The organism is Tellurirhabdus rosea (assembly GCF_026278345.1).
Classification (GTDB): Bacteria; Bacteroidota; Bacteroidia; order Cytophagales; family Spirosomataceae; genus Tellurirhabdus; species Tellurirhabdus rosea.
The window spans coordinates 3,646,536-3,670,229 of sequence record NZ_CP111085.1 but is presented as its reverse complement, the minus strand read 5'-3'; the positions used below and the strand labels follow the sequence as shown (position 1 = coordinate 3,670,229).

The following is a 23,694-nucleotide window of genomic DNA, read 5'->3' as shown; positions in this document are numbered from 1 at the left end:
TCAGAAATTGCCCGAAAAACGCTCCATCGTCGTGCTGGAATCGGCGTTGACGCCTTCCGCCCGGAGCACTTTCCGGAGGGTGAGGCCCAGAATCAGCAGGTCCGTTTTCAGCGACAGATTTTCCACGTACCAGATATCGTGTTCAAATTTGGCCGTCCACGCAAGGGCGTTGCGGCCATTCACCTGCGCCCAGCCCGTAATGCCGGGGCGAACCTCATGCCTCCTCCGCTGCCGGTCGGAGTACAGCGGCAGATACTCCACCAGCAGGGGCCGCGGCCCCACGAGGCTCATGTCTCCGCGCAGGACGTTCCAGAGCTGCGGCAGTTCGTCCAGAGACGTTTTCCGAAGCCAGCGGCCGATGGGCGTCAGCCGCTGGCTGTCAGGCAGCAGTTCGCCGGTCGGGCCGCGCCGATCGTTCATGGTTCGCAGTTTCAGGACACCGAAAATCCGGCCGTTTTTCCCCGGTCGTTTCTGACGAAAAAAAGGGTTGCCGCCAGCAGTGACCGCCAGCCACAGCATCAGTGCCAGCAGCACGGGCCACAGCAGCGCGAGGAGAAGGGTCGCCGCAGCCAGGTCCAGCAATCGTTTACCGCCTTTTGGATACATGCTGAATCAGTTCCAGATATTGTTGGGCAATCATCGTCCGGTCGAAATGCGCCTGTGCGTAGGCGTAGCCGTTCTTACCCTGTAGGATGCCTTTTTCGGGAAAAGTAACGTACTCCCGGATTTTTTCGGCCCAGTCGTCCGGGTTGTCCGGCTGCACGAACACGCCCGCCCCGGCTTTTTCGATCAATTCGCGGGAAAGTCCGTCGATGGCCATCAGCACCGGCTTGCGGGCGGCCATGTATTCGAACATTTTGTTGGCGTACATCGTCCGGAAAACCGGCTGCGGCTGCATCGTCACGACCCCCAAGTCCGCCGCCAGAATGCAGCGAAACGCTTCTTCCCGGGGCAGGAACGGCAGAAACCGCACGTTGGTCAGTTGGGCCTCGCGGGCCCGGCGTTCGAGCTGCGGCCTTTCCATGCCGTCGCCGATCAGCAGAAATTCCACGGGTTCGTCTTTCAGCAAACGGGCGGCTTCCAGCAACGGCTCCAGCCGGTTGGCCCGCCCCAGCGCCCCGGCATAAACCACCCGGAAGCCGCCTTCGTGCCCCGGTTCTTCCCGACGGAACGCCGCCCGACGGAACGCCGCCCGACGGAACGCCGCTCGGTCGAACGACTGGAGCAGCGGGTCGGTCAGGTGAAAGTCGGCGGCATTGGGCAGAACGGCTATTTTCTCCGGGGAAACGCCTTTCTGCTCGATCAGGACCTGCCGGAAGCCCGGCGTCAGGACAACGATCCGGTCCGACTGGCGATACAGCCACCGTTCGAGGCCGTAAGCGAGACCCGCCAGCCACCGATTTTTCAGGACGCCCATCTGCACTGGCGCATCGGGCCACAGGTCGCGGATTTCGGTCACCAGCGGGCGGCGTTTCCAGCGGGCCACGGCAACGCCGAGCAGGCCGAGCAGCAGCGGCGGCGAGGTCACCAGCACCACATCGCAGGATTCCCGCAGCCGGAAAAGAGCCGCCCAGAAGCCGGACGCCAGAAAAGTGGCATAGCCCCAGAGCCGACCGACCCAGTTGCGGTTGTACCAGTCTGAAACATGGGTCCGGATGACCCGCAGGCCCGGCGCCGGGTGTTCTTCCACCACCCAGCGACCCCGGCAGTGGGCGTATTTCCGGCCCCGTCCGTAGTGAACCATGCCCGCAATGACCGTAACGGCATGTCCTTTCGTGGCCCAGAGTCGGCTGGTTTCGTTCCAGCGCTGGCCGCCCGCCTCTTCCGGTGGCAGAAAAAACTGGTGAATCAGCAGGACTTTCATGCCGTGACGGGTTCGATGGGCTGCGAAGGGCTTCCTTTGGCGTCGAGTAGCTGGCAGTAAAGCCGGTATTTGGCCGCCCAGATGGCGGGCGGTGAGTAGCGGTCGAGGACGCGCTGGCGGGCGGCCTCCCCGTGTTTTCTGGCCAACTCCGGGTCTTCCAGATAGCGGCCGACCATCCGCACCAGACTCCCGGACGAAAACGGTTCGCAGAAAAGGCCCGTCTGCTGCTCCACCACCGCATCCACAGCGCCCGTCACCCGGCTGGCTACCACCGGCACCCGCATCGCGGCGGCTTCGAGCAGCACCTGGGGCAGGCCTTCGCGGTAGGTTGGCAGCACCAGAACGTCCAGCAGCGCGTAATACCGCTCGATGTCCGGCACAAAACCCAGGCAGCGGACCCGGCTGTCGGCCAGCCAGGCCGTTATCTGCGGAGCCTTCTTGAGCGACCCCAGTTCGGGCGCGCCAATGAGCAACAGCGTCAGGTCCGGGTATCGGCTACGCAGGACGGCCCAGGCTTCGACCAGTTCAGAGAGGCCCTTGTCGCGCGTCAGTCGGCCGATGAAGCCGATGACCCGGCCGGATAGCCGCAGGTTCCGGCGAAGCTCCGCCACGTCGGCAGGGTCAATCCGTTCGGGATTAAACCGGGTCACCGCCTCCACGCCGTTGCAACTTCCGTTTTCCAGCACCTGAATTTTCTGCGGAGTCACCAGCCGGTAATGCAGGGCCTGCTTTTTCAGCGACGGGCTGACGGCCAGCACGACGGTAGCTACCCGGCAGCTCACCCATTCCGTCAGCCAGAGCACCCGGCGCATCGGTCCGCGCTGGCTTTCCAGCGGCAATCCGTGCAGTTCGTAGACCCGGACGGGTACGCCCGCCAGCCGGGCCGCCAGCATGCCCAGTAGTCCGGCTTTCGGGGTGTTGGCGTGGACGATGCGGGGCCGGGATTCCTGAAAATGCCGATACACCCGAAACAGGCAGCGCAGGTCCAACAGCGGAGAAAGGGTTCGGCGGAAAGGAACAGGCGTCAGACGGCACTGGGTCCGGGCTGCAAACTCCCGGGCCGCCTGGCCCGGCGCGCACATGACTTCCACCTCGAAGCCCTGCTCTCGGAAATACGGAATCTGTCCTTCCAGAAACAGCAGCGACTCGGGAACGCTGAAAAGCTGGGTGACGACAACCGCGGGCGCTGGCTTCGTCGGCCCGGTATCGCCCCGTTTAAGACCGCGGCGCAACAGCGTTTCGGCCTCCCTCCTTTCTTCGGGCGACAGCGTTCGGTTGCGTCGGTGGAGCAGCCAGCTTTCCAGCTTCAGCCGGCTGAGCAGCGTGTACAGGAAACTTTTCAGACTAAACAGCAACCAATAATACGCGACGGTCGGCCCACTGAGCCGGGGCCGGTACCGGACGACCAGCCGCTGCAGTTCAGCCGCCGTCCGGCGATATTTCGCGGCGTACGGCAAACCGCGCTCCCGGTAGAACAGCAGGGGCTGCGGTATTACGGCAAATTGGGAGGTAAACAGCGTCCGCAACCACAATTCCTGGTCCTGCGACCGTCGCCAGGCCGGGTCGTACGGATGTTGCAGGAACCACTCGCGCCGGGCCATCACGGTTGGGTGAATGATGGCCGTAGCTCGGATGGCTTCCCGCAGGGTTTCCGGCAGCTTTACCCGGCCACGAAAGCCGTAGACCCGGTTCCGGGTGTCGATGACGTAGGCAAAAGAGGCCACCAGATGCGTTTCGGGGCTGCTTTCCAGAAAATCCACCTGCGTTGCCAGCCGGTGCGGAGCCATCACGTCGTCGGCGTCCATTCGCGCCAGATAGCGCCCCCGGGCCAGTCGGGCAATCTGATTCAGGCGAGCGGGCAATCCCTCGTTCTGTCCGTCCAGAATCAGCCGGATGCGAGGGTCGCTGGCCCAGCGCCGGGCAACGGCGGCACTTCCGTCGGTGGAGCCGTCGTCCAGCAGAATCATTTCCCAGTCCGAAAAAGTCTGATTGACCACGGATTGAATGGCGTTGTCGAGGTAGGCCGCGGCATTGTAGAACGGCAATCCTATGGTTACGGTCGGTGCTCTGGGCGTCATGGGTTTTGTCGATTAGTGGGCCTACAGTTCTATCCAGTGCGGGTATTTCAATTCCGGGGCCGTCACGCTCCGGCCTTTTTCACGCAGCCAGAGGCGCGGCGCGACCACCAGCGAATCCGCCTTACGGCCGAGAAAAGCCGCCCACCACGAAAAGGTGCTATTTGGAATGACAAAATGCCGACATAAGGTCATCAGCTGAAAATGAATCGGTCCGCCCGGAAGGCTGTGCTCTTCGGCGGCGTACACGGCGGGCAGCCGAAAGCGCAGGTTCGTTCGGCACCAGTCCATATCATCCGAAAAGACAAAAAGCGTCGGCCGCTCCAGCCGCTGTTTCAGCACCTCTTCGGCCCGGTAGAAATAAGCCGGCTCGGTGACCTGATGGCGGGCATTATTCACAAAATCGCCCCGCCGGACGTGCAGGCAGACGGCTTCGGCCCCGCGAATCTGTTCGGCCAGTTCTCCGGCGACCGGGGGTAAGGCTTCCCGAAAAACCAGTTCCTGCCGGAGCACGGCCGCGATGGGGTCCACGTAGGCCCGGCTTTGCCAGTACCCGCTCAGGTAGCTGTTGTCGGGGGCCTGCAACACGCGCGAATCAGCCCGAAAAGGCGTCCGCTCGGCCAGGTACGTAAGCGGTCCCCGGTTGAAAAAGGTGTTTCTGACCCGCCCCCAAACCCGCCCCGCCCGGGTCGGCCGGAGACCATACCGGCGGGTAACGGCCGACGGAGCCATTTTGGGGTCGATGGTAAACCCATCCAGGGCAAAGGTCCGGCGCGCCGACGAGTCCGGGCCGCTGGACTGCTGCAACAGAAATCCATTGTCCAGCCAAAGCTCCGTCCGATGCCTTTCGGCCAGGTACCGCCCCAGCGCGTACTGGAAAAGCTGGTTGCCCAGTCCGCCGTTCAACTCGGTGACGATCATGATGCCTTGATTCGGACCGGAAGCCGGAGGGCAACAAGCCGTTGATAAAGAGCCGCGTATTGCCCAACGATTTTCTCCAGATCGTGACGAGTCCGGACGTGGGAAGCGCCCGCCTCCGCTAACCCTCGCGCCAGAGCCCTATCGTGCCGAATGGCCTGCACCGCTTCCGCCATTTCTTCAACGGAGGAAACCACGAGTCCCCCGCGATGCTCCCGCACGTCGCCCACGTCGAACGAAACCCAGGGCAGGCCCGCCGCCATCGCCTCCAGCAGCACCACGGGCGAGGCTTCGCGCGTAGAGGGCAGCACAAACACGTCGGCCTGTCGGTAGGCACTCAGCACGGTTTGCCGGTCGGAACCGGGTTTTGTCCAGAAATTGGGAATCAGTTTCGCCTGCAGGGCACATTCGTAGGTGCAGGGCGACTTCAGCCCAAGCCTGCCGAGGCCAAACCGCTCGGGATAGTGCGGGTTGCCAACGTTGACTACCTCTATGTCGGGCACTCGCCGGGCAAGGTCGTACAGCGTGCGGTGGCCTTTGAGCCGGAGATGATTCGAGACGTTCAGCGTCCAGAAACGGCCGCTCAGGCCCCAGTCGCGGCGGAGATTCCGGACCGGCAATTTCTCGACCTCGTCCCGATCGACCCCGTTGCCGATCACCTCGTAGCGGGCGTAGCCCAGGCGTTTCAGAAAAGGCACTTCTTCAAACGTTTCGGAAAGACAGGTCACCGCATCCACATGCTCCAGCAGTTGCCGGAACTGCTCAAAATACGGTCGCCAGGCGGGGTTGTTCAGTTGGGAAAACCCGTGCGGCGTTACGACCACCGGCCGTTGGCGGCGAGGCAGCCAGTCGGCCAGAGCGTCGAAGGACCAGATCTGGCAGGCGTGGTGGTGCTGAAGGTCCCAGCAACCGGCTTCGACAAATTGCCGGAACGCCGCCACCTCGCCCCGCATGCCCGTCATGCCGTTGCCGCTGACCCGAAACGAATGAATCCGCACGCCCCGATGCGTTGTCGCCTGTCGGGCAGGTTCGTGTTCGGTCGCCACGTCCACCGCATGGCCGCGCCGGGCAAGGCCCTCGGCCAGCGTCGTCAGGACCGTTGAGATTCCATTTTTTCTGGGCCAGTAGGATTGGCCGATCAGCAGAATGTTCATGAGCGGGCGGCAGCAAGTGGGGAATAAAACCGGTTAATCAGCAACAGCAGCAAAGCCGGGGCGGCCGAATAAATCAGGAACTGCACCAGAACGGAAAGACTGAGAAAAATCGTCGCGTTGAAGAGCAGCGCCAGATAAAACCAGGCGAAGGCAGACGCTTGGTTTGCGCCAAGATTTTGTTTGAACCGCTGATCGAGAAAGCAATAAGCGTAGCCGATTGCCAGATGGCTCAGGAATACCGCCGGGAATCCTCCGTTGTAATAAAATTCGCCGCTGACCGGAATCACCTGATCGGGGTGGATGACCGTCCCGTAAATCTCCCCGTTGTAGACCATGACGCCGCTGGTGTCCCGGAAGGATTTGCCGAGGACCGGCACGGGAAACAGGAAAGACGAAAGCAGCGTGGGGCCGTAGAAGTCGGCATTGACCCGCAGGAGCGGTGTTATCTGGTAAGGCGTTCCAAAATAGACCTGATGGGCCATCGGGACGTAGCTGATGTTCTCGATAAACAGGCGAATCAGACCGGGCACCTCGCTCCAGGCAAACTCCCGCAGCGACCGGACCAGTCCGAAGAAAAAGACCAGCACAATCGCCGGAACGGCCAGCAGCAGCACCAGCAGTTTGTGCCGCACCCGCCACGCCCCGAACGCCACCCCGGCGAAGGTCAGCACCGGATACAGAATGTTGGCCCGGTTGCTGTGCAGCGACGCCAGCAGGCATAAGCCGGTAAAAACGAGGTTTCGCGGGCAGGAAGGCGGTTCGTCCCGCTTATCATTCAGCCAGAAAAGCATCACCGCAAAGGGCAGAAACCGGGCTCCGAGGTTGGCCAGCAGCCCCAGCAGACTACCGCCCGCCTCCAGATTGAACGTTTCGGCCGATTCCTTCAGAATGGCCCGGGAAAAATACCCCGTTAGAGAACCGTACTGGAAGAGAACCGCCCAAACCCCGATTCCCAGATAACCCCACGCCAGCCTGCCCCGCCCGTTCCCGGGTTGTGCCGGGTCGGGCGACCCTGGCTTTTGCCGGGCGCGGTACGCCCACCCCATCACAAACGCGAAAAAGGCCAGTCCAACGACTCCTACTTCGGTTTGCATTGGACTTTTCAGCGGTTCAAATTTAGGAGCTAGATTGCCCCAGATGATGATTTCGAACGGAATCAGGACCAGCTTATTCAAAAAAATAAACAGCATGACGTTTTTGGGCGTCAACAGCTCCGGATCGCTTCGAAACGCCGGAAACCAGCTTTGCGCCGTCCAGAACAGAAGCGGAAGGACGCACATTGTCGGTCCAACTCCATCGTTCGGGAACTCGTCAACGGTCAGCCCCAGATAAAAAAGGGTCAGCAGGAGCAGCGAGAGGCTACTGAGTCTTTCGGTCTGACGAAGGCTGGGTTTGCTGAGCATCATCGGGCGCCGGTTAAGCTAACGTCCCCATTTGCTGCCCGCTTCAACCGCGCTTTTCGTTTCCGGACCCACCCCAGAAAGCCGACCGCACATCCCAGCCCCAGCAGATGAGCAAGCACCAGACTGAAATCGGGCAACCCGGGCGCGAGCAGGCCGCAGATTCCGACCAGCACCAGTGAGAAAAGCAGATCGGCCGTCAGCCGGACCCGGTAGCGGCCTTTGACCAGCAGTTCGTTTCCGTAAAACTGATTCAGCACCGCAGGAACGCCGCCGAAGATGGTCAGCCAGTACACTACTCTGTTTGTCCACGTTGGCGCCCAGCCGTAGGCCCTGAAGATCAGCGGTCCGGCCAGCAGCAAAACCAGACAACCCATAACGGCCAGCAACAGCCCCATGACAAAACTATTCCGCAGCAGCGGACGATAACCCTGGCTCCCGTACAGGGCATTCCACAACGGAAAAAGAGCCTGATTGAACTGGTTGACCAGCGTACTGTTCAGGTTGGACAGTTGCCGGCAAAGCGTGTAAAACCCCACCGCCGCCACTCCTCCCGGCCAACTGGCCACCAGCCGGACACTCGCGAAGGTGGCCGAACTGACCAGCAGCGAAGCAAGGAGGAGCGGCTGGCAGTCCGAAAGGACAAGGCGAAATTGTCTATTGCTTAAACAAGCAAACGAAAGGCCGTCTTTTTCAATGGCAAGAACCAGAAAACTGCACAAACAGAACCCGAACGAGCTTCCGTCGAGAATCCACCAGATTTGTTCAAGTCCGGGCCGGGACCCAAAGAGCAGCAAAGCCACAACGGCAGTGCGGCAGGCGGCCATTCCCAGCAACGCAGAATACCGTCGGTAAGCGACCAGCGCAGCCGTCAGGACCGTTTCGACGGAGAACAGAATCAGATAGCCGTGCGCCAGTGCCAGCAGTTCCGGAGTCATCAGCTTCGCCGGGAAAAAGAAGCTCCCGACGGGTTCCGGCAAAGCGTGAAGAAATCCGCTTACCAGACCACCGGCACCGACCACCAGCGCCAGCGTCGCCGTCAGGTAAGCGGCCTTTTCGGGGGAATCGGGGCGGGAAAGATAGCGGATCAGCGCGGGCGGCGCGCCCAGGGTGGTCAGAACGGTCCATACCGCCACGTAGCCCAGCAGCAGCGCATGCACGCCGACGCTTTCTACCGAATGCAACTGGGAAATGCGCTGGCCAATCAGCAGGGGCATGGCCTGATTAACCCCCACAAACAGCCCATAACCCAGCAGCAGGCGGTAGGGCAGGCCCCGCAGAGCCTCCGTAACGGTATGGAACCCGACCCTCATTTACAGGCGACTGTCCACCAGATCCTTTTCCAGCATGGCCTTCAGATCGTAGACGACCGTCTTTTCAGTGCGCAGGGCGTCATAATTCAGGCTCCGGAACTGCTTGTGCGAGACGGCCACAATGATACCGTCGTACGTTCCGGTCGGCTCGTCGATCAGGTCGATGCCGTATTCATGCTTTACTTCCTCCGGGTTGGCCCACGGGTCATATACATCGACCTGAATGCCAAACTGCGTCAGTTCGGTGTAAATGTCGATGACGCGGGAGTTCCGGATGTCCGGGCAGTTTTCCTTGAACGTGATTCCCAGCAGCAGTACCCGCGCGCCGTTGATGGCCTGTTCTTTACGAATCATCAGCTTGACCATCTTGGAAGCGACAAAAACACCCATTGCATCGTTGATTCGGCGGCCCGACAGGATAACCTGCGGATAATAGCCGAGGCTCTCCGCCTTATGCAGCAGGTAGTAGGGGTCAACGCCGATGCAGTGCCCGCCCACCAGACCGGGCCGGAAAGGCAGGAAGTTCCACTTCGTTCCGGCGGCTTCCAGCACGTCGTTGGTATCAATTCCCATGCGGTCGAACATCAGCGCCAGTTCGTTCACAAACGAAATGTTGACATCGCGCTGGGCATTTTCAATCGCTTTGGACGCCTCGGCCACCTTGATCGATGCCGCCAGGTGCGTGCCGGCCGTTACGATGGAGCTGTACAGATCGTCCACAAAGCGGGCAATTTCGGGCGTGGAGCCGGAGGTCACTTTTTTGATGGTCGTCAGCGTGTGAATCTTATCGCCGGGATTAATCCGTTCGGGCGAGTAGCCGCAGAAAAAGTCCACGTTGTAGACCAGGCCGGATTCCTTTTCCAGCACCGGAACGCAGTCTTCTTCCGTACAGCCCGGGTACACGGTCGATTCGTAGATGACCAGATCGCCTTTTTTCAGCACGGTACCGATGTCGCGGGTCGCACTCAGCAGGGGCCGTAAATCCGGTTTTTTATAAACGTCAACGGGTGTGGGAACCGTTACGATGAAAATGGTGCAGTCGGCGATATCCGCCTTGCTGCTGGAAAAACGCAGGCTGGTTGCCGACCGGAGGGCTGCCGCATCAGCTTCCCGGGTTTTGTCGATACCCTGCTGAAGTTCGGCCACGCGCTGGCTGTTAATATCATAGCCAACGACGTCGTATTTTTTTCCGAACTCAATCGCTAAGGGCAGACCAACATAACCGAGTCCGACAATGGCAATTTTACCCGATACGGGCACCTGTGATTCCACTAACTTGCTCATATTTGTTTTGGTTGACATTCTTTCCTGTTACCCACGCCAGACTGCCCAGTCCGCCCAGCAGGCCAAACAGCAGAACGAGGCGGGTTCGCCGGGGCGCACTGCGGCGAGTCGGCACCTGGGGAGGTTCCAGCACCTTCAGAATGGGCGTTTCCTCCTGTACCTTCAGCCGCACCTGTTCGTAGTCGTGGGTAATGCTATTTACTAACGTTTGTGCCAGATCAAATTCGGCCTGTAATTTTCGTTCTTCAACGCCCGCCACCTGGCTCACCAGATAGCGGTTGCGGTCTTTGTAGCCGGTCAGGTTCAGCATCGCGCGTTCGTACCGGTGCCGGGCTTCCTGCTGCCGCTGCCGCAAAAATGCCAGATCCTGCCTCGACTTCTCTGTCCTATAATCAATCACATAACGGGTTAAATAATTCACAGCGAACTGATTTACCTGCGCGGCAATTTCCGCGTCCGGCATTTTAACCCGGATGATGATAATACCCGTCTGCTTGTCCAGATCCGACAGCACCCGTTCTTTTACCTCGCTGACCAGTTCTTCCTGCTCCCGGCTCAAACGCAACCGGGCCGACTCGCCCCCCGGCAGCGGAACCCGAATTTCCTCGCGGCCCAGCAGGTCGGCCAGCCAGTCCGGCGAGCCGACCGTCAGGTATGTGGCCAGCGACCGATGGCGGCGCTGGTCGGCACTGACGACCGGCTGGTTCAGCAGGAACAGCGTAAACGGGGTGCTTTTCAGCACATCCGGGTACAAATCCGGCCGAATGGCTTCGGTGCTGCCCACGGCCGGAAGATCAATGCCCGCCATTTCGGCCAAAGCACCAAACCGCTTCAGATTCAGAGCCGACCGGGCCTGTAGCTCCGGCATGATCCGAACCTCCGAAACGTACTCGACCGGGGCCAGCAGCGCATACACCACCCCCACTAAAGCCGCCAAGAGCGTGCCTGCCGCCAGCGTCCGGCGTTCCCGCCAGGCCGTAGCGACGATGAGGCTGAATGTGATCGGCTGCGTCTTCCCCATTGCTCCAGTTATTGTCCTCCCGCCATTCGGACTACGGTCAGCAGCACGGCAACCAGCGAAGTCAGGCCGGTGGCAAGGGCGATCCGTTCGGTCGGGGTTAGTCTTTTTTCGTCTTTTGACGGCCGGGCAGGTACCGTCAGCACCATACCGGGTTCGGGTTTCGGGTAGTTTCGTACCCAAAGAACGTGCCGGGTACGACCGATCCTGCCGTTGGCATACGTCACGTAGGTCTGGCCCCGCCGGGCTTCGCGGCGAAATCCTCCGGCTTCGTCGATGTACGACCGGAGTGATTTTTCGGGATTGAAATCAACCGTGACCGGCGTCAGGACGGCCCCGGTGATGCGGACGGTTTCTACCCGACGCGGAATAACCAGCGAATCGCCCGCCAGCAGCAGCAGATTGCCCGTCACCGATGGCTCGGCAAGCACTTGCTGTAAATTTACCGAAATCGGTTCGCCAAGCCGATTGAACCGGGCCGCCGCCAGAAAAGCCCCCGGCCGGACACCGCCAGCCCGATGAATCAGGTCGGCAATGCGCTCGTTTTTATCGCGAATCACGTACGTGCCCGGATACGTCACTTCGCCCCCGATGTACACTTTCCGCTGGGGTTCGTAACGGGGTGATCTTCGGACAAATACTTCGTCGAACGGCTTCAGCACCCGATGCGCGTCGGCTTCGGTGAGACGCAGGCTTTCGTCCAGTTCCAGTTGTATCAGCCGCACATCCTGACCGGAAGGCAGTCCGGTGGTATCGTCCTTCACCCGACGGGCAATTTCGATCCGGGAAGCCGTGGCTCCTTCCTGAAATCCGCCGGCCAGCAGAACCAGACTGGCGACCGTCAGGCTGTCGGCGAACAGAAACTCGCCGGGCCGGTTTACGGCTCCTTCGATCCGGACGGTCCGCCGCTCGCGTACATCACTTACCGACTGCACCACCACCTCGTCCTCCCGTTGCAACGGCAGGTCGGCAGTTTCGCCCCGCATGAGCCGCCCCAGATCGACGGAAAGGATTTCGGGGTCCAGGTTGGGGCGCAGGCGGCGAACCGTTGCCCGGGACAGGAAGGCGTCCTCCCGAAGTCCTTCGGCCGATCTGATCAGGCCGGCAAGGGTCTGGGTTCTATTCAGTGCGTATTCTCCCGGCCGGAAAACGGCGCCCCGGATGCTCACCCGGTTCTCGTACCGGTCGAGAATCGCCCCGACCCAGTACCGATCGCCCCGGCGGGGCACAAACGAAGGAACTTCGGCCGCCGTCAGGGTCCCGATTTCCAGTTCCCGGTCTGTCGCTCGTCTCAGCGTCAGCGAGGCGGTATAGGCTTTGTCGGTGTACCCGCCCGCAAAGGCCAGGGCATGGCGCAGCGTCTCCCCTTTTCGCAGTTCGTACAATCCCGGCTGCCGGACTTCGCCCGCCAGTTCGATCCGGGTATCGTAGTGATTGACCAGCACAATGTCCTGATCCTGCAAACGGATGTTGTCGGTCTGGTCGGCGCGCAGCAGGAACGCGTAAATATCGAGCGTGCGGACGAGGCGATTCCCGCGAATCACGCGGATATCCCGGAAGGAACCCCGTTCGGCATCCGGCCCACCGGCGGCGTACAGGGCATTGAAAACGGTCGCCAGCGAAGAAAGCGTGTACGTTCCGGGCTTGACCACCTGCCCCATCAGCGTCACCTTAATGCTCCGGATGTTGCCCAGCGTTACCTGCGCATAGACGCCCGCGGCGGCCGTGTTCAGGCCCGCAAAAAGCTGGCGCAGACGCCCGACAATCCGCTGTTCGGCCTGTTCGATGGTCAGGCCACTGACGAAGATCGGGCTCAGGCTTTCGAGCCGGATGGTGCCTTCGGGACTGATTTTGGGACGATAGGAATGCTGGGCGTTGCCGTAAATTTCAATCTGTAGCTCATCATCCGGACCCAGCTGGTAGTTTCGCGGGGTGGCCAGACGCAAATTGGGTTCGAAAGTGAGCGAACTGCCCGAAAACAGGGCCGCGCCAAAGACGGGTACTTGGGTCGGTTCGTCGGGCTTTTTGCTGGACAGGGGAACCGGCGGCGTGAGGTCCGCCGGCAGCGTGCGCGAAACCGGCGGAGCCGGGCTTTCGACGGACTGCGGCTTCTGTTCACTTTCCAGCCGCTGACGCAGTTCGGTCAGGTCGGCGGCGGTAAACCCGCGCGTGCGCGCCAGGTCCTCCATCTGCTTTTCGGTCAGGCCGCTGGCTTTGGCACTCAGCACAAACTGCCGCAGTTGTTCCGGCGTCAACTCCGCCCGTTTCTGCGCGTGGCTCACGAAGCAGCAGGTTTGAAACAGTACCAGCAAAACCGCGGTGATCCGCCGACTACCGACGCAGTTTTCCGGAGAGATGAAGGGCACGGGTACGGATGGTAAAGTTATGGTGGCTCGTGACCGATAAGACGTTCTGGTTTTGGGGGACGAATTATCAGAATTGCTATTTTAGACGGAAAAAGCCCCGGAAGGTAACACCTCCGGGGCTTTTTCTTTCAATTTTAAGTATTTACGCGCTTACGGAACCAGGCGGAGTTCGACACGACGGTTCTTCTGCAGACCCGGGCGGGAGTTGTCTCCAACCGGCTTGAACGAGCCAAAGTAGTCGATCACGATCCGGTTTGCGTCGTTCAGACCGGCCTGAACGAGGTAGTTCCGAACGGCTTCCACGCGGCGGCGCGACAGGGCTACGTTGTACCGGTCCGAAGCCCGGCGGTCGGCGTGACCGGAGAGTTGCAGGCGGCACTGCGTTTTGTTCATCAGTTCCACCACCCGGTTCAGCATTTCGTGGTACTGCGGCTTGATAATGTTCTTGTCGGTATCAAACTGCACGTTGGCGAAGATTTCGGCGCAGGCTACTCCCGGCAGCGCGGCGCTTACGTACTTGTCGAAGTCGATGGCTTCCCCGGCACCGGAAACGATGCTACCGGCCGGTGTGTTGGGCTGACGGTCGAAGTAGTCCGAAACGCCGTCGTTGTCCGTATCGGTCAGCAGGCGCGGGTCGATGTCTTTCGGGCGGTTGGCTTTGGCCACGGAGTCGATCTGTTCGAGCGTCAGGATGACCGGCGGCTTGATGAGGCTCCGCGGATCGGTCCAGCGCAGGTGGTAAACGCCCTGCGTGGTGTCGTATTCGTACTTGCCGTTCACTTTCTGAACGCGGATGGCGCGCTTGCCGAGTTTGTAGGTCAGCATAAACGCCCCGTAGCCGTACTTGTCGAGGGCCGAGTTACCGCGGCGGGTGAGCTGGTTGTCAAAAGCCCCGCGGGCGCCCGACAGGTCGAAGACGCTGGTGTTGTTTTCCTGACCGCCGATGGTAGCGTCCAGACGCTCCGTGTTGACGTGGTTAACCCGGAAATCCAGCCCCAAGTCAAAGCGCGGGCTCAGTTCGTAATGCACCGCAAACCCCACCGGAATCACCCAGTCGGCTTCGTAACCGGCTTCCCGCAGGACGCCGTCGCCGAGGTTGTTCTTGGTAAAGCGGCGGACGCGGCCCGTACCGAGTTCGTAGGCGGTCGATTTAAAGCCGAGAACGCCCACGCCGCCGTAAGCGTCCATTTTCCAGCGTTTCATTTTGTTGACGCCAAACAGCAGGCTTTTCAGGTTGACGCTGGCCGTCAGATCGCCCTGGATGAAGTTCGAACGGAAGTAGGAGTTGTAAATCCGGCGTTTCATTCCGACGAGATTTCCAAAGCTGCCTCCCAGTTGCAGCCCAAACAGGTGCGAAAGCTGCTTGCCGACCGCCACTCCGACAAAAGCCGAGCGCCGTTCGTTGTAGCTGTCAATATTTGTCTGGCCTACCGGATAAAAGTCATATTCTCTCAGGTCTCCAAAGAATTGGGTTGGACCACCGTGAATGGATACCGACCAGGTATTCAGTTTGGCAGGACCCTCATAAGAAGCTTTCGGGTTGTACTGGGCAAAAGCGCCAGCCGATGCCAGCAGAGCCAGCCCCGCAGCCTTCACAAACAAGGATACTTTTTTCATACTTAACAGGTTATTGTTTGGTAGTTGAATGTTAACAGTGTGGTTTTCGGACATATGCAGCTTTCATCGTGGCTCCCAACCGGGTTGCCGCAAAGCTATAGAAATTCATTTAGTTTACAAACAAGATAGTATTGGCATTGTTTGGGCCGTATCATCGAAAATTAAAGCCGCTGCATGAGGGTCGGAATAAGGCTATTTTTCCAGTTTACGAAGGTTCCGGCGCGGATATGCTCCCTGGCCTGGCGCACCAGCCAGAGGTAGAACGTCAGGTTCTGCAGACTGGCTACCTGCCCCGAAAGTAATTCTTCGGCCTTGAAGAGGTGTCGCACGTACGCCTTCGTATAAAAGCTGCTGGCGTAGCCTTCCAGTCCGGGGTCGATCGGGCTGAAATCGTCCTTCCACTTTTCGTTTTTGATGTTGATAATCCCCTGTGTAGTAAAGAGAATGCCGTGCCGGGCGTTGCGGGTCGGCATGACGCAGTCGAACATATCCACGCCCCGTGCGATGCCTTCCAGAATGTTTTCCGGCGTGCCGACGCCCATCAGATAACGGGGTTTATCCAACGGCAGAATTGCATTGACGACTTCGATGGTCCGGTACATTTCTTCGGCCGGTTCGCCCACGGCCAGGCCGCCGATGGCGTTTCCCTCCCGCTCCTGGCTGGCGATGAATTCTGCCGACTGGATGCGCAAATCTTTATAGGTACTGCCCTGCACGATGGGAAAAAGGGTTTGCTGATAGCCGTATTTGGGCGGCGTACCGTCGAAACGATCGATGCAACGGCGCAGCCAGCGGTGGGTCATTTCCATCGATTCGCGCGCATAGCCGTATTCGCAGGGGTAAGGCGTACACTCGTCGAAGGCCATGATGATGTCGGCTCCGATGGTCCGCTGGATGTCCATGACGCCTTCCGGCGTGAAGATGTGTTTGGAACCGTCGATGTGGGATTTAAACGTAACGCCCTCTTCCTTGATCTTGCGCGTGTTCGACAGCGAATACACCTGATAACCGCCGCTGTCGGTCAGGATGGGCCGCTGCCAGCCGTTGAAGGCGTGGAGGCCGCCCGCCCGTTCGAGAATGTCCAGACCGGGACGCAGGTACAGGTGGTAGGTGTTTCCCAGAATAATTTCCGCGTTCACGTCCTGCACGAGTTCGCGCTGGTGTACCGCTTTCACCGTCCCGGCCGTCCCGACGGGCATGAAAATGGGCGTCTGAACCGGTCCGTGGTCGGTCGTCAGTAACCCGATGCGGGCTTTGGAACCCGGATCGGTCGTTTCTATGCTGAATGTCATTATCGGCGTGTAAAGTTTAAGGTTTAACGTGTAAGGTGTCCATTCGGGCTTGTTCAAGATTAAACCACGTTAAACGTTCAACCTTAAACTTTACACGTCAAACTTTCCTGTACTTTTGCAAAAGTATTCAATCCGTACGCTATTTGGTTAATCACTCTACCCGTCCGTGACTTCACTCCTTCTGGCTGTCTTTCTGCTACTGGCTGGCATTCAGCTACTTTACATTCTTTTTATTTTTTCCCGGACGGCCTTTTACCAGGACCCGGTTTCGCTGCCGGATGAACCTTCGGTAGGCGCTTACACGCCGGGCGTTTCCATCATTGTCTGCGCCTGGAACGAACTGGCCAACCTGCAGGAACTCATTCCGCTGCTGGATGCCCAGCAGTACCCGGCCTTCGAAATCATTGTCATGAACGATCGTTCTGGCGACGGCACCCGCGACTGGCTGGAAGAAGTGGCGGGCCAGTTTCCGCGGCTGCGGTTCTTCCACATCGACCGCGAACACGAGCACGTGACGCCCAAGAAATACGCCCTGACCATCGGCATCCGGAAGGCCGTGTACGACACCGTGCTGCTCACCGACGCCGACTGCCGCCCGGCTTCGGACCGCTGGCTGGCGGGCATGGCGGCGCACCTGGCCGACCCGGTGAAGGAAATCGTCCTCGGCTTTTCGCCCTACGAACGGCGGCGCGGCTGGCTCAACCGGATTATTCGCTACGAAACACTGTACACGGCGGTTCAGTACTTTTCGCTCGCCCTGACGGGAAATCCGTACATGGGGGTAGGGCGCAACCTGATGTATCGCCGCGACCTTTTTCTGGCCAACCGGGGTTTTTACAGCCACATGCGGGTGCTGGGCGGCGACGACGACCTGTTTCTGAACGAGGTGGCTACCTCCCGGAACGTGGCCGTCAGCCTTTACCCCGAAACCTTCACGGAATCGAAACCGAAAGAAACCTGGGAAACGTGGCGGCGGCAGAAGCGGCGGCATCTGTCGGTGGGCCGGTATTACCGGACCCGAAACAAAGCGTGGCTCGGCCTGTTATCGCTCACGCACGTACTGACGTGGGTGCTGACTCCGGCCATTGTGGGTCTGGCCCTTCCGGACCTGCTCCGGACCGGCTGGCCCGCAATGCTGTACGAACGGGAAACCGGGCTCTGGCTGATCGGCCTCGGTGCCATTCTGCTGCGTTTGCTGGCGTTCTGGCTGGTCGTCGGGCGGATTAGCTGGCGGCTGGGGCGTACGGTTCACTGGGTCGGCATTCCGGTCATGGATGTCGTTCTGGCCGGGTTTTTCGCCGGGGCGGGCCTAAAAACGTTATTTTCGCGGCGTAAAAACAAGCTGATGTGGCGATGAGTACCACTGTAGATATAAACCGAATCAAGCATTATTTCCCCCGCCTGACCGACCGGCAGATCGAGCAGCTGACGGCGCTGGGCGATCTGTACCGGGAATGGAACGCGCAGATCAACGTCATCTCGCGTCAGGACATCGACGCGCTGTACGAGAAGCACGTGCTGCACTCGCTGGCGATTGCCAAAATCATCCAGTTCAAGCCGGGCACCGAAATTCTGGACGTCGGCACGGGCGGCGGTTTTCCGGGCATTCCGCTGGCCATTCTGTTTCCGCTGGTCGATTTCCACCTGGTGGACAGCATCGGCAAAAAGATCAAAGTCGTGACCGAAGTGGCTTCGGCGCTGGGCCTGACCAACGTGCGGGCCGAGCAGGTCCGGGTGGAGCACCTGAGCAGCACCTACGATTTTGTGGTGAGCCGGGCCGTTACGCGCCTGAAGCCGTTTATGGGCTGGGTGCGGTACAAGATTCACAAAAATGGCAACAACGACCTGCCCAACGGGGTTCTGTACCTGAAAGGCGGCGAACTGGACGAAGAGCTGTCCGAGATCAAGGACCGTTACCGGCTCTACGACCTTTCGGATTACTTTGAGGAGCCGTTTTTCGAAACCAAGAAAGTTGTATATGTTCCGAAGAAGTGATTAAGTTGCGGCGTAGCCAATCGGTCGTTGGCTTTACAAGCTCTCTGTCACTGTTATCCATCCTATCTACCAACCTATTCACATGGCTGAAGTATTTCGTTCCAGCAGTTTCAAAGATCCCATCAACCGTGACGAAGTCGTTCTGGACGACAAAGGTGTGACCTTCCGGACGCGCAAGCTGATTGGCGGCAACGAGAATTTTGTTTTTTACTCGGACATTTCGGGGGTGGAGATCGACAGCGGCATGTTCTTCGCGACGATCCGGGTACTGCCCCGGGCCCGTCCGGAGATTGTGATCAAGAACTTCTCCAAGGGCGACGCCCGGACCATCAAGCAGATCATCCTGGAGCGCGTGCCGGGGACGCAGCATCGGTATTGATCGAATGAACCGCGGCGGCGGGCTGCAATGGCGAATGAATAATGAGTGGGGCGTTTGGAGCGCTGAGGGCCTGAGGGGGTGCGGCGGAGCGCAGAGTGCGAAAAAATTTTACAGTGCTAACCCGTTCGTCATCAATCCATTTTCATCATTCATTCTTCATTCTTCATTATTTTTTACCGCTACCTCTTGCATAAATCCCGCCGCGGCTCTACTTTTGCACCACAATACGACGGAGACGTCAACGATCCCGAATAGCTCAGTCGGTTAGAGCATCTGACTGTTAATCAGAGGGTCGCTGGTTCGAGCCCAGCTTCGGGAGCAAAAAGCCTCAAATCGCAAGATTTGGGGCTTTTTTGTTGTTACATCTGTTACAAGTCAATTGAGCCTTAGAAAATAACCAATTTCTTCATCGAAGGATGCAAATGGGAACATATATTTGCATTAGTGCCAACAATGTTAATATCTCCTACACATCCATGTTCTTATCAAGGTTACTCATACAAAATTTTCGCTCAATTGAAAATTTAGATATCAAACTACAAAAAGGTAGAAATGTAATAGTTGGTAGAAACAATGCTGGAAAAAGCAATATCGTCAAAGCTATAGATCTACTGTTGGGAGAGTACTCGCCCACTTACAATAGGTCAGAAAATATTACTGAATCAGATTTTTTCTGTGGCGATAAAAGTAAAAGAATTTTTATATGGTGTGAGATAACACGAGAGACAAACGAATTAGGCCAATTAGAGAATATAGATTTTAGTGAAGTAAAAAATACCGCTTTTTATAATGTTTCTAAGAAAGACACATCAGAGCTTGCTAACGTTAATACAAATACTTTTACAGAATCAACAATAAACAAATTATTTTATTTCTGCTCTGAAGAAGGGCAAACAAAAATAGATAACAATGAATTTAAGAAAAGATGGATAGGCGGAAAATCATATTGTAAGGGCACTTATGAATCAGAATTTCTCAATTCACAATTCTTTGCAATCGCTTTTATTGGCTTCTATTCAGAAGAAGGCAAACTTAATAGAGAGTTAGTTTTCTTATATAAAGAAAAAAAAGAAGATAATTGGATACTAGCCTTTAACTGTAGCCTACGAACAACTCTTATACAGAGTGCTATAATACCGGCGTTTCGAGACCCTAAAGATCAACTTAGAATCACATCATACTCTTGGTATGGTAAATTATTAAAAGCTTATATAAGTCCAAACAATTCACAACTTGAGTCTGCTTTTGAAATAGTTAAGAACGCGTCAAAAAATGTATTTCAAAACTTAGAAAGTCAAATAGTTAATAAGTCTATAGATGTAGCATTCCCTAACACTAGTATTTCTTTTCTATTAAATCCTGATAGTAAGCAAGATGTTTACAAAAATGCTTTAATCTATGTTAATGACGGATTCAGCAGTGAGTTGAAAGATAAAGGTGCTGGCATTCAAAGCGCTGTTTTGATTGGTCTTTTTGATTTCTATATTCGAAATGTAGCGCATAGCGGAAATTCATTACTTGCGATTGAAGAGCCTGAATTATACTTACATCCGCACGGTCGAAGGGTAATCTCAGACCGTCTTAATAGTTTTATTGGAGATGGTTCCAATCAAGTAATTTTAACGACTCACTCGCCTGAGTTTATAACATCCGTTTACGATAATCAAAATATCATTTCTGTCAAAAAAGCTGGTGTGTCCACAGTTGGAACTAATATATATTTTAATGATTCAAAGAAAAAGCAAATTTTAGTAAAGAAGCAAAACGCAGAAATGTTTTTTGCAGATGCCGTTATTTTAACTGAAGGAGCTGAAAAATATTTTATAGAAGAAGCGGCAAAGGAAATAGGTAGCAATACTACAATTGTCAATACAGATGGCTCAGAAATTATTTTAGGGAGGAATTGGCTTAACAACTATAATGTATCAATTATAAACACAGGGGGTAAAGGGGAATTATATAAATACAAAGCAATACTTGATGAATTAGGAATTGCAAATATTACAACTTCAGATTTTGATTTTTTAAGGGATGGACTAAATGAATTTTTTAAAAACCTTCAATTTAATCAAACTTATCATAATTCATTAAACGCTATAAAATCAAAAATTATTTCCATTTATGGTTCCGGAAAATATAAGAGCATTTCTCAATTAGCAAATGATCCATTAATTGAAGAAGTTAAAAAGTTTATTTTGGAGCTACGAGCTGCAAACATATTTATTTTCTCAGGCGAATTGGAAGACTTTTATACAGTCGCACCTTTTTCAAAGAAGGAGGCTGGCGTAATTGAAACAATTGGTAAGATAATCAGTACAGGCAATCCATTGAGTAGCTACTTAAATATAGAAGAGTATACAGAAATGCTTTCAATGTTCTTAAAGAAAATATTGAAAATAAATATCAAATAGTAAATACAAACAACTTAACAAGAGGTGAATTCACCTCTTGTTAAGTTGTTTGTATTCGAAGCCTTAAATGAGCCTTCTGACACCCCTGACAGCAGAACGTACTATCAACCCTTCTAGCTTCATACTCCTTCTCACAGTAAAGGCACTTCTTTTTATAGAACTATTCCATAATGGATTTGTGTATAGCTTCCAATACCAGGTTCATAACACCGTGTTTCCTTGTTCTTCTTCACTCGCTCAAAAGCGAAGTTACGCAGTCCGTTTTTCCCTTCTACAAGTTTTTTATCCTTCCAACAGGTTGATTTTCATTTCACGGTATTACCGTACATCCTTCTCCTACCTTTCGATGTAGGCCTGTAACAATCGATTACACCGCACATGAACGTTCATGCTTAAATCGAAACCTGTTTTTCCAAAAGTTTCGTCCGCAATTGAAAAAGCCTAGTACGTCCGAACGATATAGACACCGGCCACCACCAGCAGAACCCCGGCCAGTCGTTGCCAGGTGATGACGTGGACCGGGGCGTTGAGTAATCCGAACTGATCGATCAGCAGGGCCGCCAGCACCTGCCCGAGTAAAACCATCAGGGTTACGTTTCCAATTCCTAACCGGGGCGCGCAGATGACAATCAGGAGAATGTACGCTCCGCCCAATACCCCGCCCACATAACTCCAGCCGGGCGCCTCCGCAAACCGGGAAGTAGCCGGTAATGCCTGCTGCGTTACTGCGTTGTAAATCCCGAGACCCACGGCGGCCACCACAAACACGGTCAGGGCCGAAAAATACGGGCTTTGCAAACTTTTACCCAACTGGGTGTTCATGGCGCTCTGGAAAGGAATCATGGCGCCGGCTCCTACTGCCAGCAGGATATACAGTAACTGGTTACTCATTTTCATGGGGTTGACGGATTTAAAGTATCAGCGGCGATGGACCTTCCGGAGGGCGTAGGCCAGCCCAACCGTCAGGATGCGGTCGTCGGGCCGTATCCGCTGCACGACCACATTTTCGTGGGTATAGGTATAGAGCGCATTGAAAGACAAGCCTTTCCAGACGGGAAAATCGACCCCGACATCGTACTGCCAGCGGTAATTCCGGGTGTCCGACAAAGCGGGCTGGTAGTAAGCGTCGTAGTAAAGCCGCAGGTGCCCGTCCCACAGGGAATGCCACCCGCCAAGCCAGGTGGTTACCCGCCAGACGCCTATGGTTTCAGAACCGTCGTAGCGGGTTTCGTTGAAGGTGGCGGCGGTAAACCGGGTGCTTTCGTACACCGCGCCCGCCGCCAGTTTCAGCGTGTGTCCGGGCCGGCGGATGAGTTGTCCCGTCCCTCCGGCCCCGGCAAAATACCGCAGGTCAATTTTCCGGCGGTAGTTCGTTGACAGATACGCGATGGCGAACGGATAAACCCTCCGCCCGGGACGGTAGTACAGGTAGTTGCGGCTGAACAGATCGTTGTCCGCTTTGACTCCGTAAAAGGCCTGGTACAGACTGGCGTTCTGCGATTTGAAAACCCAAACCTGGTCCGGCGAGACCCGGTCCGGTGAAAGCACCACATCCAGCTTTCCCCGCACGGTGGACACTTCGACGTTGCCCTTCTGGTAGTTACCCGTCAGGGCGGCCCGAACCTGAAGCCGGGTGGTGTCGCTTTCGTTGAGTTGCGCCCGGGCGGGCCATCCGGTCAGACACAATCCCACCAGGGCTAAACGGCGGAGCATCCTGCTGACTCGTCGCACCCGTTTACTCGCCCAGGGCGTCGATGATGACCCGCGCCGTTTCTGCCCCGGAGAAGTTCTGCTGCCCCGTGATGAGGTTGCCGTCGCGAATGGCAAAACCCCGCCACAAACCAGCCTGGACGTAGTTAGCCCCCATTTTTCTGAGTTCATCCTCGATGCGCCACGGCATCACGTGCCTGTCCCGCGACAGCAGGCCATAGTCCCATACGGCATTATCGGCAAAATCCTCTTCGACGTTGGCAAACCCCGTAACCGTTCTGCCTTTGGCCAGATACTCGCCGTTGCTTAGTCTGGCATAACGCAGGATGGCCGTTCCGTGACAAAGCGCGGCGGTCACTTTGCCCGATTCATAAAACTCGACAAACTTCTGCTGCAGTGCGGTGGCGTTTTCGAAGGTGAACATGGGGGCCTGTCCGCCCGCCACGACGAGGGCGTCAAAATCGGCGACGTTCAGGGCGGAAATGGGTTTGGTGTTGTCGATCAGCGCCCGCAAAGACTCCGTGTGGATAAAACCCTGGGAAATGAGGTCGGTTGACGAATAGCCGCTGGCGTCGTTGGGGTCGCTCATGGCGTCGGGCTCACACTTGCCCCCGTCCGGGCTGAAAATTTCGATTTCGTAGCCCTTTTCGGCAAATTCGTAATAAGGGTGGGTCAGTTCGCTCCACCAGAAGCCGACCGGCCATCCGGTGGTGGTTGAAACAGCCGGATTGGAAATAACGATGGCGACGCGCCGGGGTCGCTTCTGGTTTACCCGATTTGGATCTTTGAGGCTCATATTCTGGCAGTTGTCTAAGTCGTACCGATTTTTTGTGGACCTCGACAAAAGTAGGAAGCCTGCATACCTTTGTAAATATATGTACTTTTAAGTGTGATACTC

The 23,694-nt window shown here is 56.7% G+C and carries 19 protein-coding genes and 1 tRNA gene; 5 read left to right on the top strand and 15 right to left on the bottom strand.

Features of this window, described 5'->3' with window-relative positions; genetic code table 11:
* The 12 genes from ORG26_RS15525 to tgt all read right to left on the bottom strand — a co-directional run bounded on the left by ORG26_RS15525 (position 1) and on the right by tgt (position 16,301).
* Positions 1–606, bottom strand: a complete 606-nt coding sequence (locus ORG26_RS15525; protein ID WP_266363316.1) for a sugar transferase — start codon at positions 604–606, stop codon at positions 1–3.
* On the bottom strand, positions 587–1,864 hold the full coding sequence (locus tag ORG26_RS15520) for a glycosyltransferase family 4 protein (RefSeq protein WP_266363314.1): 1,278 nt from the start codon (positions 1,862–1,864) through the stop codon (positions 587–589). Before ORG26_RS15520 ends, ORG26_RS15525 begins: the two co-directional genes overlap by 20 nt.
* The gene (locus tag ORG26_RS15515) at positions 1,861–3,942 is read right to left on the bottom strand and encodes a glycosyltransferase (protein WP_266363312.1); all 2,082 of its coding nucleotides are present in this window, start codon (positions 3,940–3,942) and stop codon (positions 1,861–1,863) included. The genes ORG26_RS15520 and ORG26_RS15515 overlap by 4 nt, the downstream gene beginning before the upstream one ends.
* Before the next feature lie 21 nt (positions 3,943–3,963).
* Complete coding sequence (locus ORG26_RS15510) at positions 3,964–4,860, bottom strand: alpha-1,2-fucosyltransferase (RefSeq protein WP_266363310.1); 897 nt, start codon at positions 4,858–4,860, stop codon at positions 3,964–3,966.
* Entirely contained in the window at positions 4,857–6,011 is a 1,155-nt protein-coding gene (locus ORG26_RS15505) for a glycosyltransferase family 4 protein (RefSeq protein ID WP_266363308.1), read from the bottom strand. The genes ORG26_RS15510 and ORG26_RS15505 overlap by 4 nt, the downstream gene beginning before the upstream one ends.
* On the bottom strand, positions 6,008–7,417 hold the full coding sequence (locus ORG26_RS15500; protein ID WP_266363306.1) for a hypothetical protein: 1,410 nt from the start codon (positions 7,415–7,417) through the stop codon (positions 6,008–6,010). The genes ORG26_RS15505 and ORG26_RS15500 overlap by 4 nt, the downstream gene beginning before the upstream one ends.
* On the bottom strand, positions 7,414–8,724 hold the full coding sequence (locus ORG26_RS15495) for a lipopolysaccharide biosynthesis protein (protein WP_266363303.1): 1,311 nt from the start codon (positions 8,722–8,724) through the stop codon (positions 7,414–7,416). The genes ORG26_RS15500 and ORG26_RS15495 overlap by 4 nt, the downstream gene beginning before the upstream one ends.
* Positions 8,725–10,008 (bottom strand): nucleotide sugar dehydrogenase, encoded by a 1,284-nt coding sequence (locus tag ORG26_RS15490; protein WP_266363302.1) that lies wholly within the window; start codon positions 10,006–10,008, stop codon positions 8,725–8,727.
* Positions 9,968–11,029, bottom strand: coding sequence for a Wzz/FepE/Etk N-terminal domain-containing protein (locus ORG26_RS15485; protein WP_266363300.1), 1,062 nt, complete (start codon positions 11,027–11,029; stop codon positions 9,968–9,970). The genes ORG26_RS15490 and ORG26_RS15485 overlap by 41 nt, the downstream gene beginning before the upstream one ends.
* 8 nt (positions 11,030–11,037) lie before the next feature.
* Entirely contained in the window at positions 11,038–13,392 is a 2,355-nt protein-coding gene (locus ORG26_RS15480; RefSeq protein ID WP_266363298.1) for an SLBB domain-containing protein, read from the bottom strand.
* Positions 13,393–13,542: 150 nt separating this feature from the next.
* Positions 13,543–15,009, bottom strand: a complete 1,467-nt coding sequence (locus ORG26_RS15475) for an OmpA family protein (RefSeq protein ID WP_266363296.1) — start codon at positions 15,007–15,009, stop codon at positions 13,543–13,545.
* Between the two features lie 161 nt (positions 15,010–15,170).
* The gene (gene tgt, locus ORG26_RS15470; RefSeq protein ID WP_266363294.1) at positions 15,171–16,301 is read right to left on the bottom strand and encodes a tRNA guanosine(34) transglycosylase Tgt; all 1,131 of its coding nucleotides are present in this window, start codon (positions 16,299–16,301) and stop codon (positions 15,171–15,173) included.
* Between the two features lie 166 nt (positions 16,302–16,467).
* Between tgt and ORG26_RS15465 the strand changes: the two genes are divergently transcribed.
* From ORG26_RS15465 to ORG26_RS15445, 5 genes are all read left to right on the top strand, one after another.
* A complete protein-coding gene (locus ORG26_RS15465; RefSeq protein WP_266363292.1) occupies positions 16,468–17,658 on the top strand; it encodes a glycosyltransferase in 1,191 nt (396 codons plus the stop codon).
* Complete coding sequence (gene rsmG / locus ORG26_RS15460; protein WP_266363290.1) at positions 17,655–18,296, top strand: 16S rRNA (guanine(527)-N(7))-methyltransferase RsmG; 642 nt, start codon at positions 17,655–17,657, stop codon at positions 18,294–18,296. Before ORG26_RS15465 ends, rsmG begins: the two co-directional genes overlap by 4 nt.
* An 82-nt stretch (positions 18,297–18,378) precedes the next feature.
* A complete protein-coding gene (locus ORG26_RS15455) occupies positions 18,379–18,675 on the top strand; it encodes a hypothetical protein (protein ID WP_266363288.1) in 297 nt (98 codons plus the stop codon).
* 245 nt (positions 18,676–18,920) lie between these two features.
* Positions 18,921–18,994: transfer RNA gene (locus ORG26_RS15450), tRNA-Asn, on the top strand.
* Between the two features lie 157 nt (positions 18,995–19,151).
* Positions 19,152–21,086 carry an ATP-dependent nuclease gene (locus ORG26_RS15445; RefSeq protein ID WP_266363287.1) on the top strand — a complete coding sequence of 645 codons (1,935 nt, stop codon included), beginning with the start codon at positions 19,152–19,154 and terminating at the stop codon, positions 21,084–21,086.
* Between the two features lie 441 nt (positions 21,087–21,527).
* Here ORG26_RS15445 and ORG26_RS15440 read toward each other — a convergent pair whose 3' ends face one another.
* Genes ORG26_RS15440 through ORG26_RS15430 form a run of 3 tightly spaced genes read right to left on the bottom strand, consistent with a single transcriptional unit; the run spans position 21,528 to position 23,592 of the window.
* The gene (locus ORG26_RS15440) at positions 21,528–21,977 is read right to left on the bottom strand and encodes a DMT family transporter (protein ID WP_266363285.1); all 450 of its coding nucleotides are present in this window, start codon (positions 21,975–21,977) and stop codon (positions 21,528–21,530) included.
* 27 nt (positions 21,978–22,004) lie between these two features.
* Positions 22,005–22,799 (bottom strand): DUF481 domain-containing protein, encoded by a 795-nt coding sequence (locus ORG26_RS15435; protein ID WP_266363283.1) that lies wholly within the window; start codon positions 22,797–22,799, stop codon positions 22,005–22,007.
* A gap of 22 nt (positions 22,800–22,821) precedes the next feature.
* Positions 22,822–23,592, bottom strand: a complete 771-nt coding sequence (locus ORG26_RS15430) for a type 1 glutamine amidotransferase domain-containing protein (protein WP_266363281.1) — start codon at positions 23,590–23,592, stop codon at positions 22,822–22,824.
* Positions 23,593–23,694 lie beyond the last annotated feature (102 nt).

Coding starts and splice junctions, on each gene's coding strand:
- ORG26_RS15525 (WP_266363316.1), bottom strand. CDS start 606: ATGTATCCAAAAGGCGGTAAACGATTGCTGGACCTGGCTGCGGCGACC.
- ORG26_RS15520 (WP_266363314.1), bottom strand. CDS start 1,864: ATGAAAGTCCTGCTGATTCACCAGTTTTTTCTGCCACCGGAAGAGGCG.
- ORG26_RS15515 (WP_266363312.1), bottom strand. CDS start 3,942: ATGACGCCCAGAGCACCGACCGTAACCATAGGATTGCCGTTCTACAAT.
- ORG26_RS15510 (WP_266363310.1), bottom strand. CDS start 4,860: ATGATCGTCACCGAGTTGAACGGCGGACTGGGCAACCAGCTTTTCCAG.
- ORG26_RS15505 (WP_266363308.1), bottom strand. CDS start 6,011: ATGAACATTCTGCTGATCGGCCAATCCTACTGGCCCAGAAAAAATGGA.
- ORG26_RS15500 (WP_266363306.1), bottom strand. CDS start 7,417: ATGATGCTCAGCAAACCCAGCCTTCGTCAGACCGAAAGACTCAGTAGC.
- ORG26_RS15495 (WP_266363303.1), bottom strand. CDS start 8,724: ATGAGGGTCGGGTTCCATACCGTTACGGAGGCTCTGCGGGGCCTGCCC.
- ORG26_RS15490 (WP_266363302.1), bottom strand. CDS start 10,008: ATGAGCAAGTTAGTGGAATCACAGGTGCCCGTATCGGGTAAAATTGCC.
- ORG26_RS15485 (WP_266363300.1), bottom strand. CDS start 11,029: ATGGGGAAGACGCAGCCGATCACATTCAGCCTCATCGTCGCTACGGCC.
- ORG26_RS15475 (WP_266363296.1), bottom strand. CDS start 15,009: ATGAAAAAAGTATCCTTGTTTGTGAAGGCTGCGGGGCTGGCTCTGCTG.
- tgt (WP_266363294.1), bottom strand. CDS start 16,301: ATGACATTCAGCATAGAAACGACCGATCCGGGTTCCAAAGCCCGCATC.
- rsmG (WP_266363290.1), top strand. CDS start 17,655: ATGAGTACCACTGTAGATATAAACCGAATCAAGCATTATTTCCCCCGC.
- ORG26_RS15455 (WP_266363288.1), top strand. CDS start 18,379: ATGGCTGAAGTATTTCGTTCCAGCAGTTTCAAAGATCCCATCAACCGT.
- ORG26_RS15445 (WP_266363287.1), top strand. CDS start 19,152: ATGTTCTTATCAAGGTTACTCATACAAAATTTTCGCTCAATTGAAAAT.
- ORG26_RS15440 (WP_266363285.1), bottom strand. CDS start 21,977: ATGAGTAACCAGTTACTGTATATCCTGCTGGCAGTAGGAGCCGGCGCC.
- ORG26_RS15435 (WP_266363283.1), bottom strand. CDS start 22,799: ATGCTCCGCCGTTTAGCCCTGGTGGGATTGTGTCTGACCGGATGGCCC.
- ORG26_RS15430 (WP_266363281.1), bottom strand. CDS start 23,592: ATGAGCCTCAAAGATCCAAATCGGGTAAACCAGAAGCGACCCCGGCGC.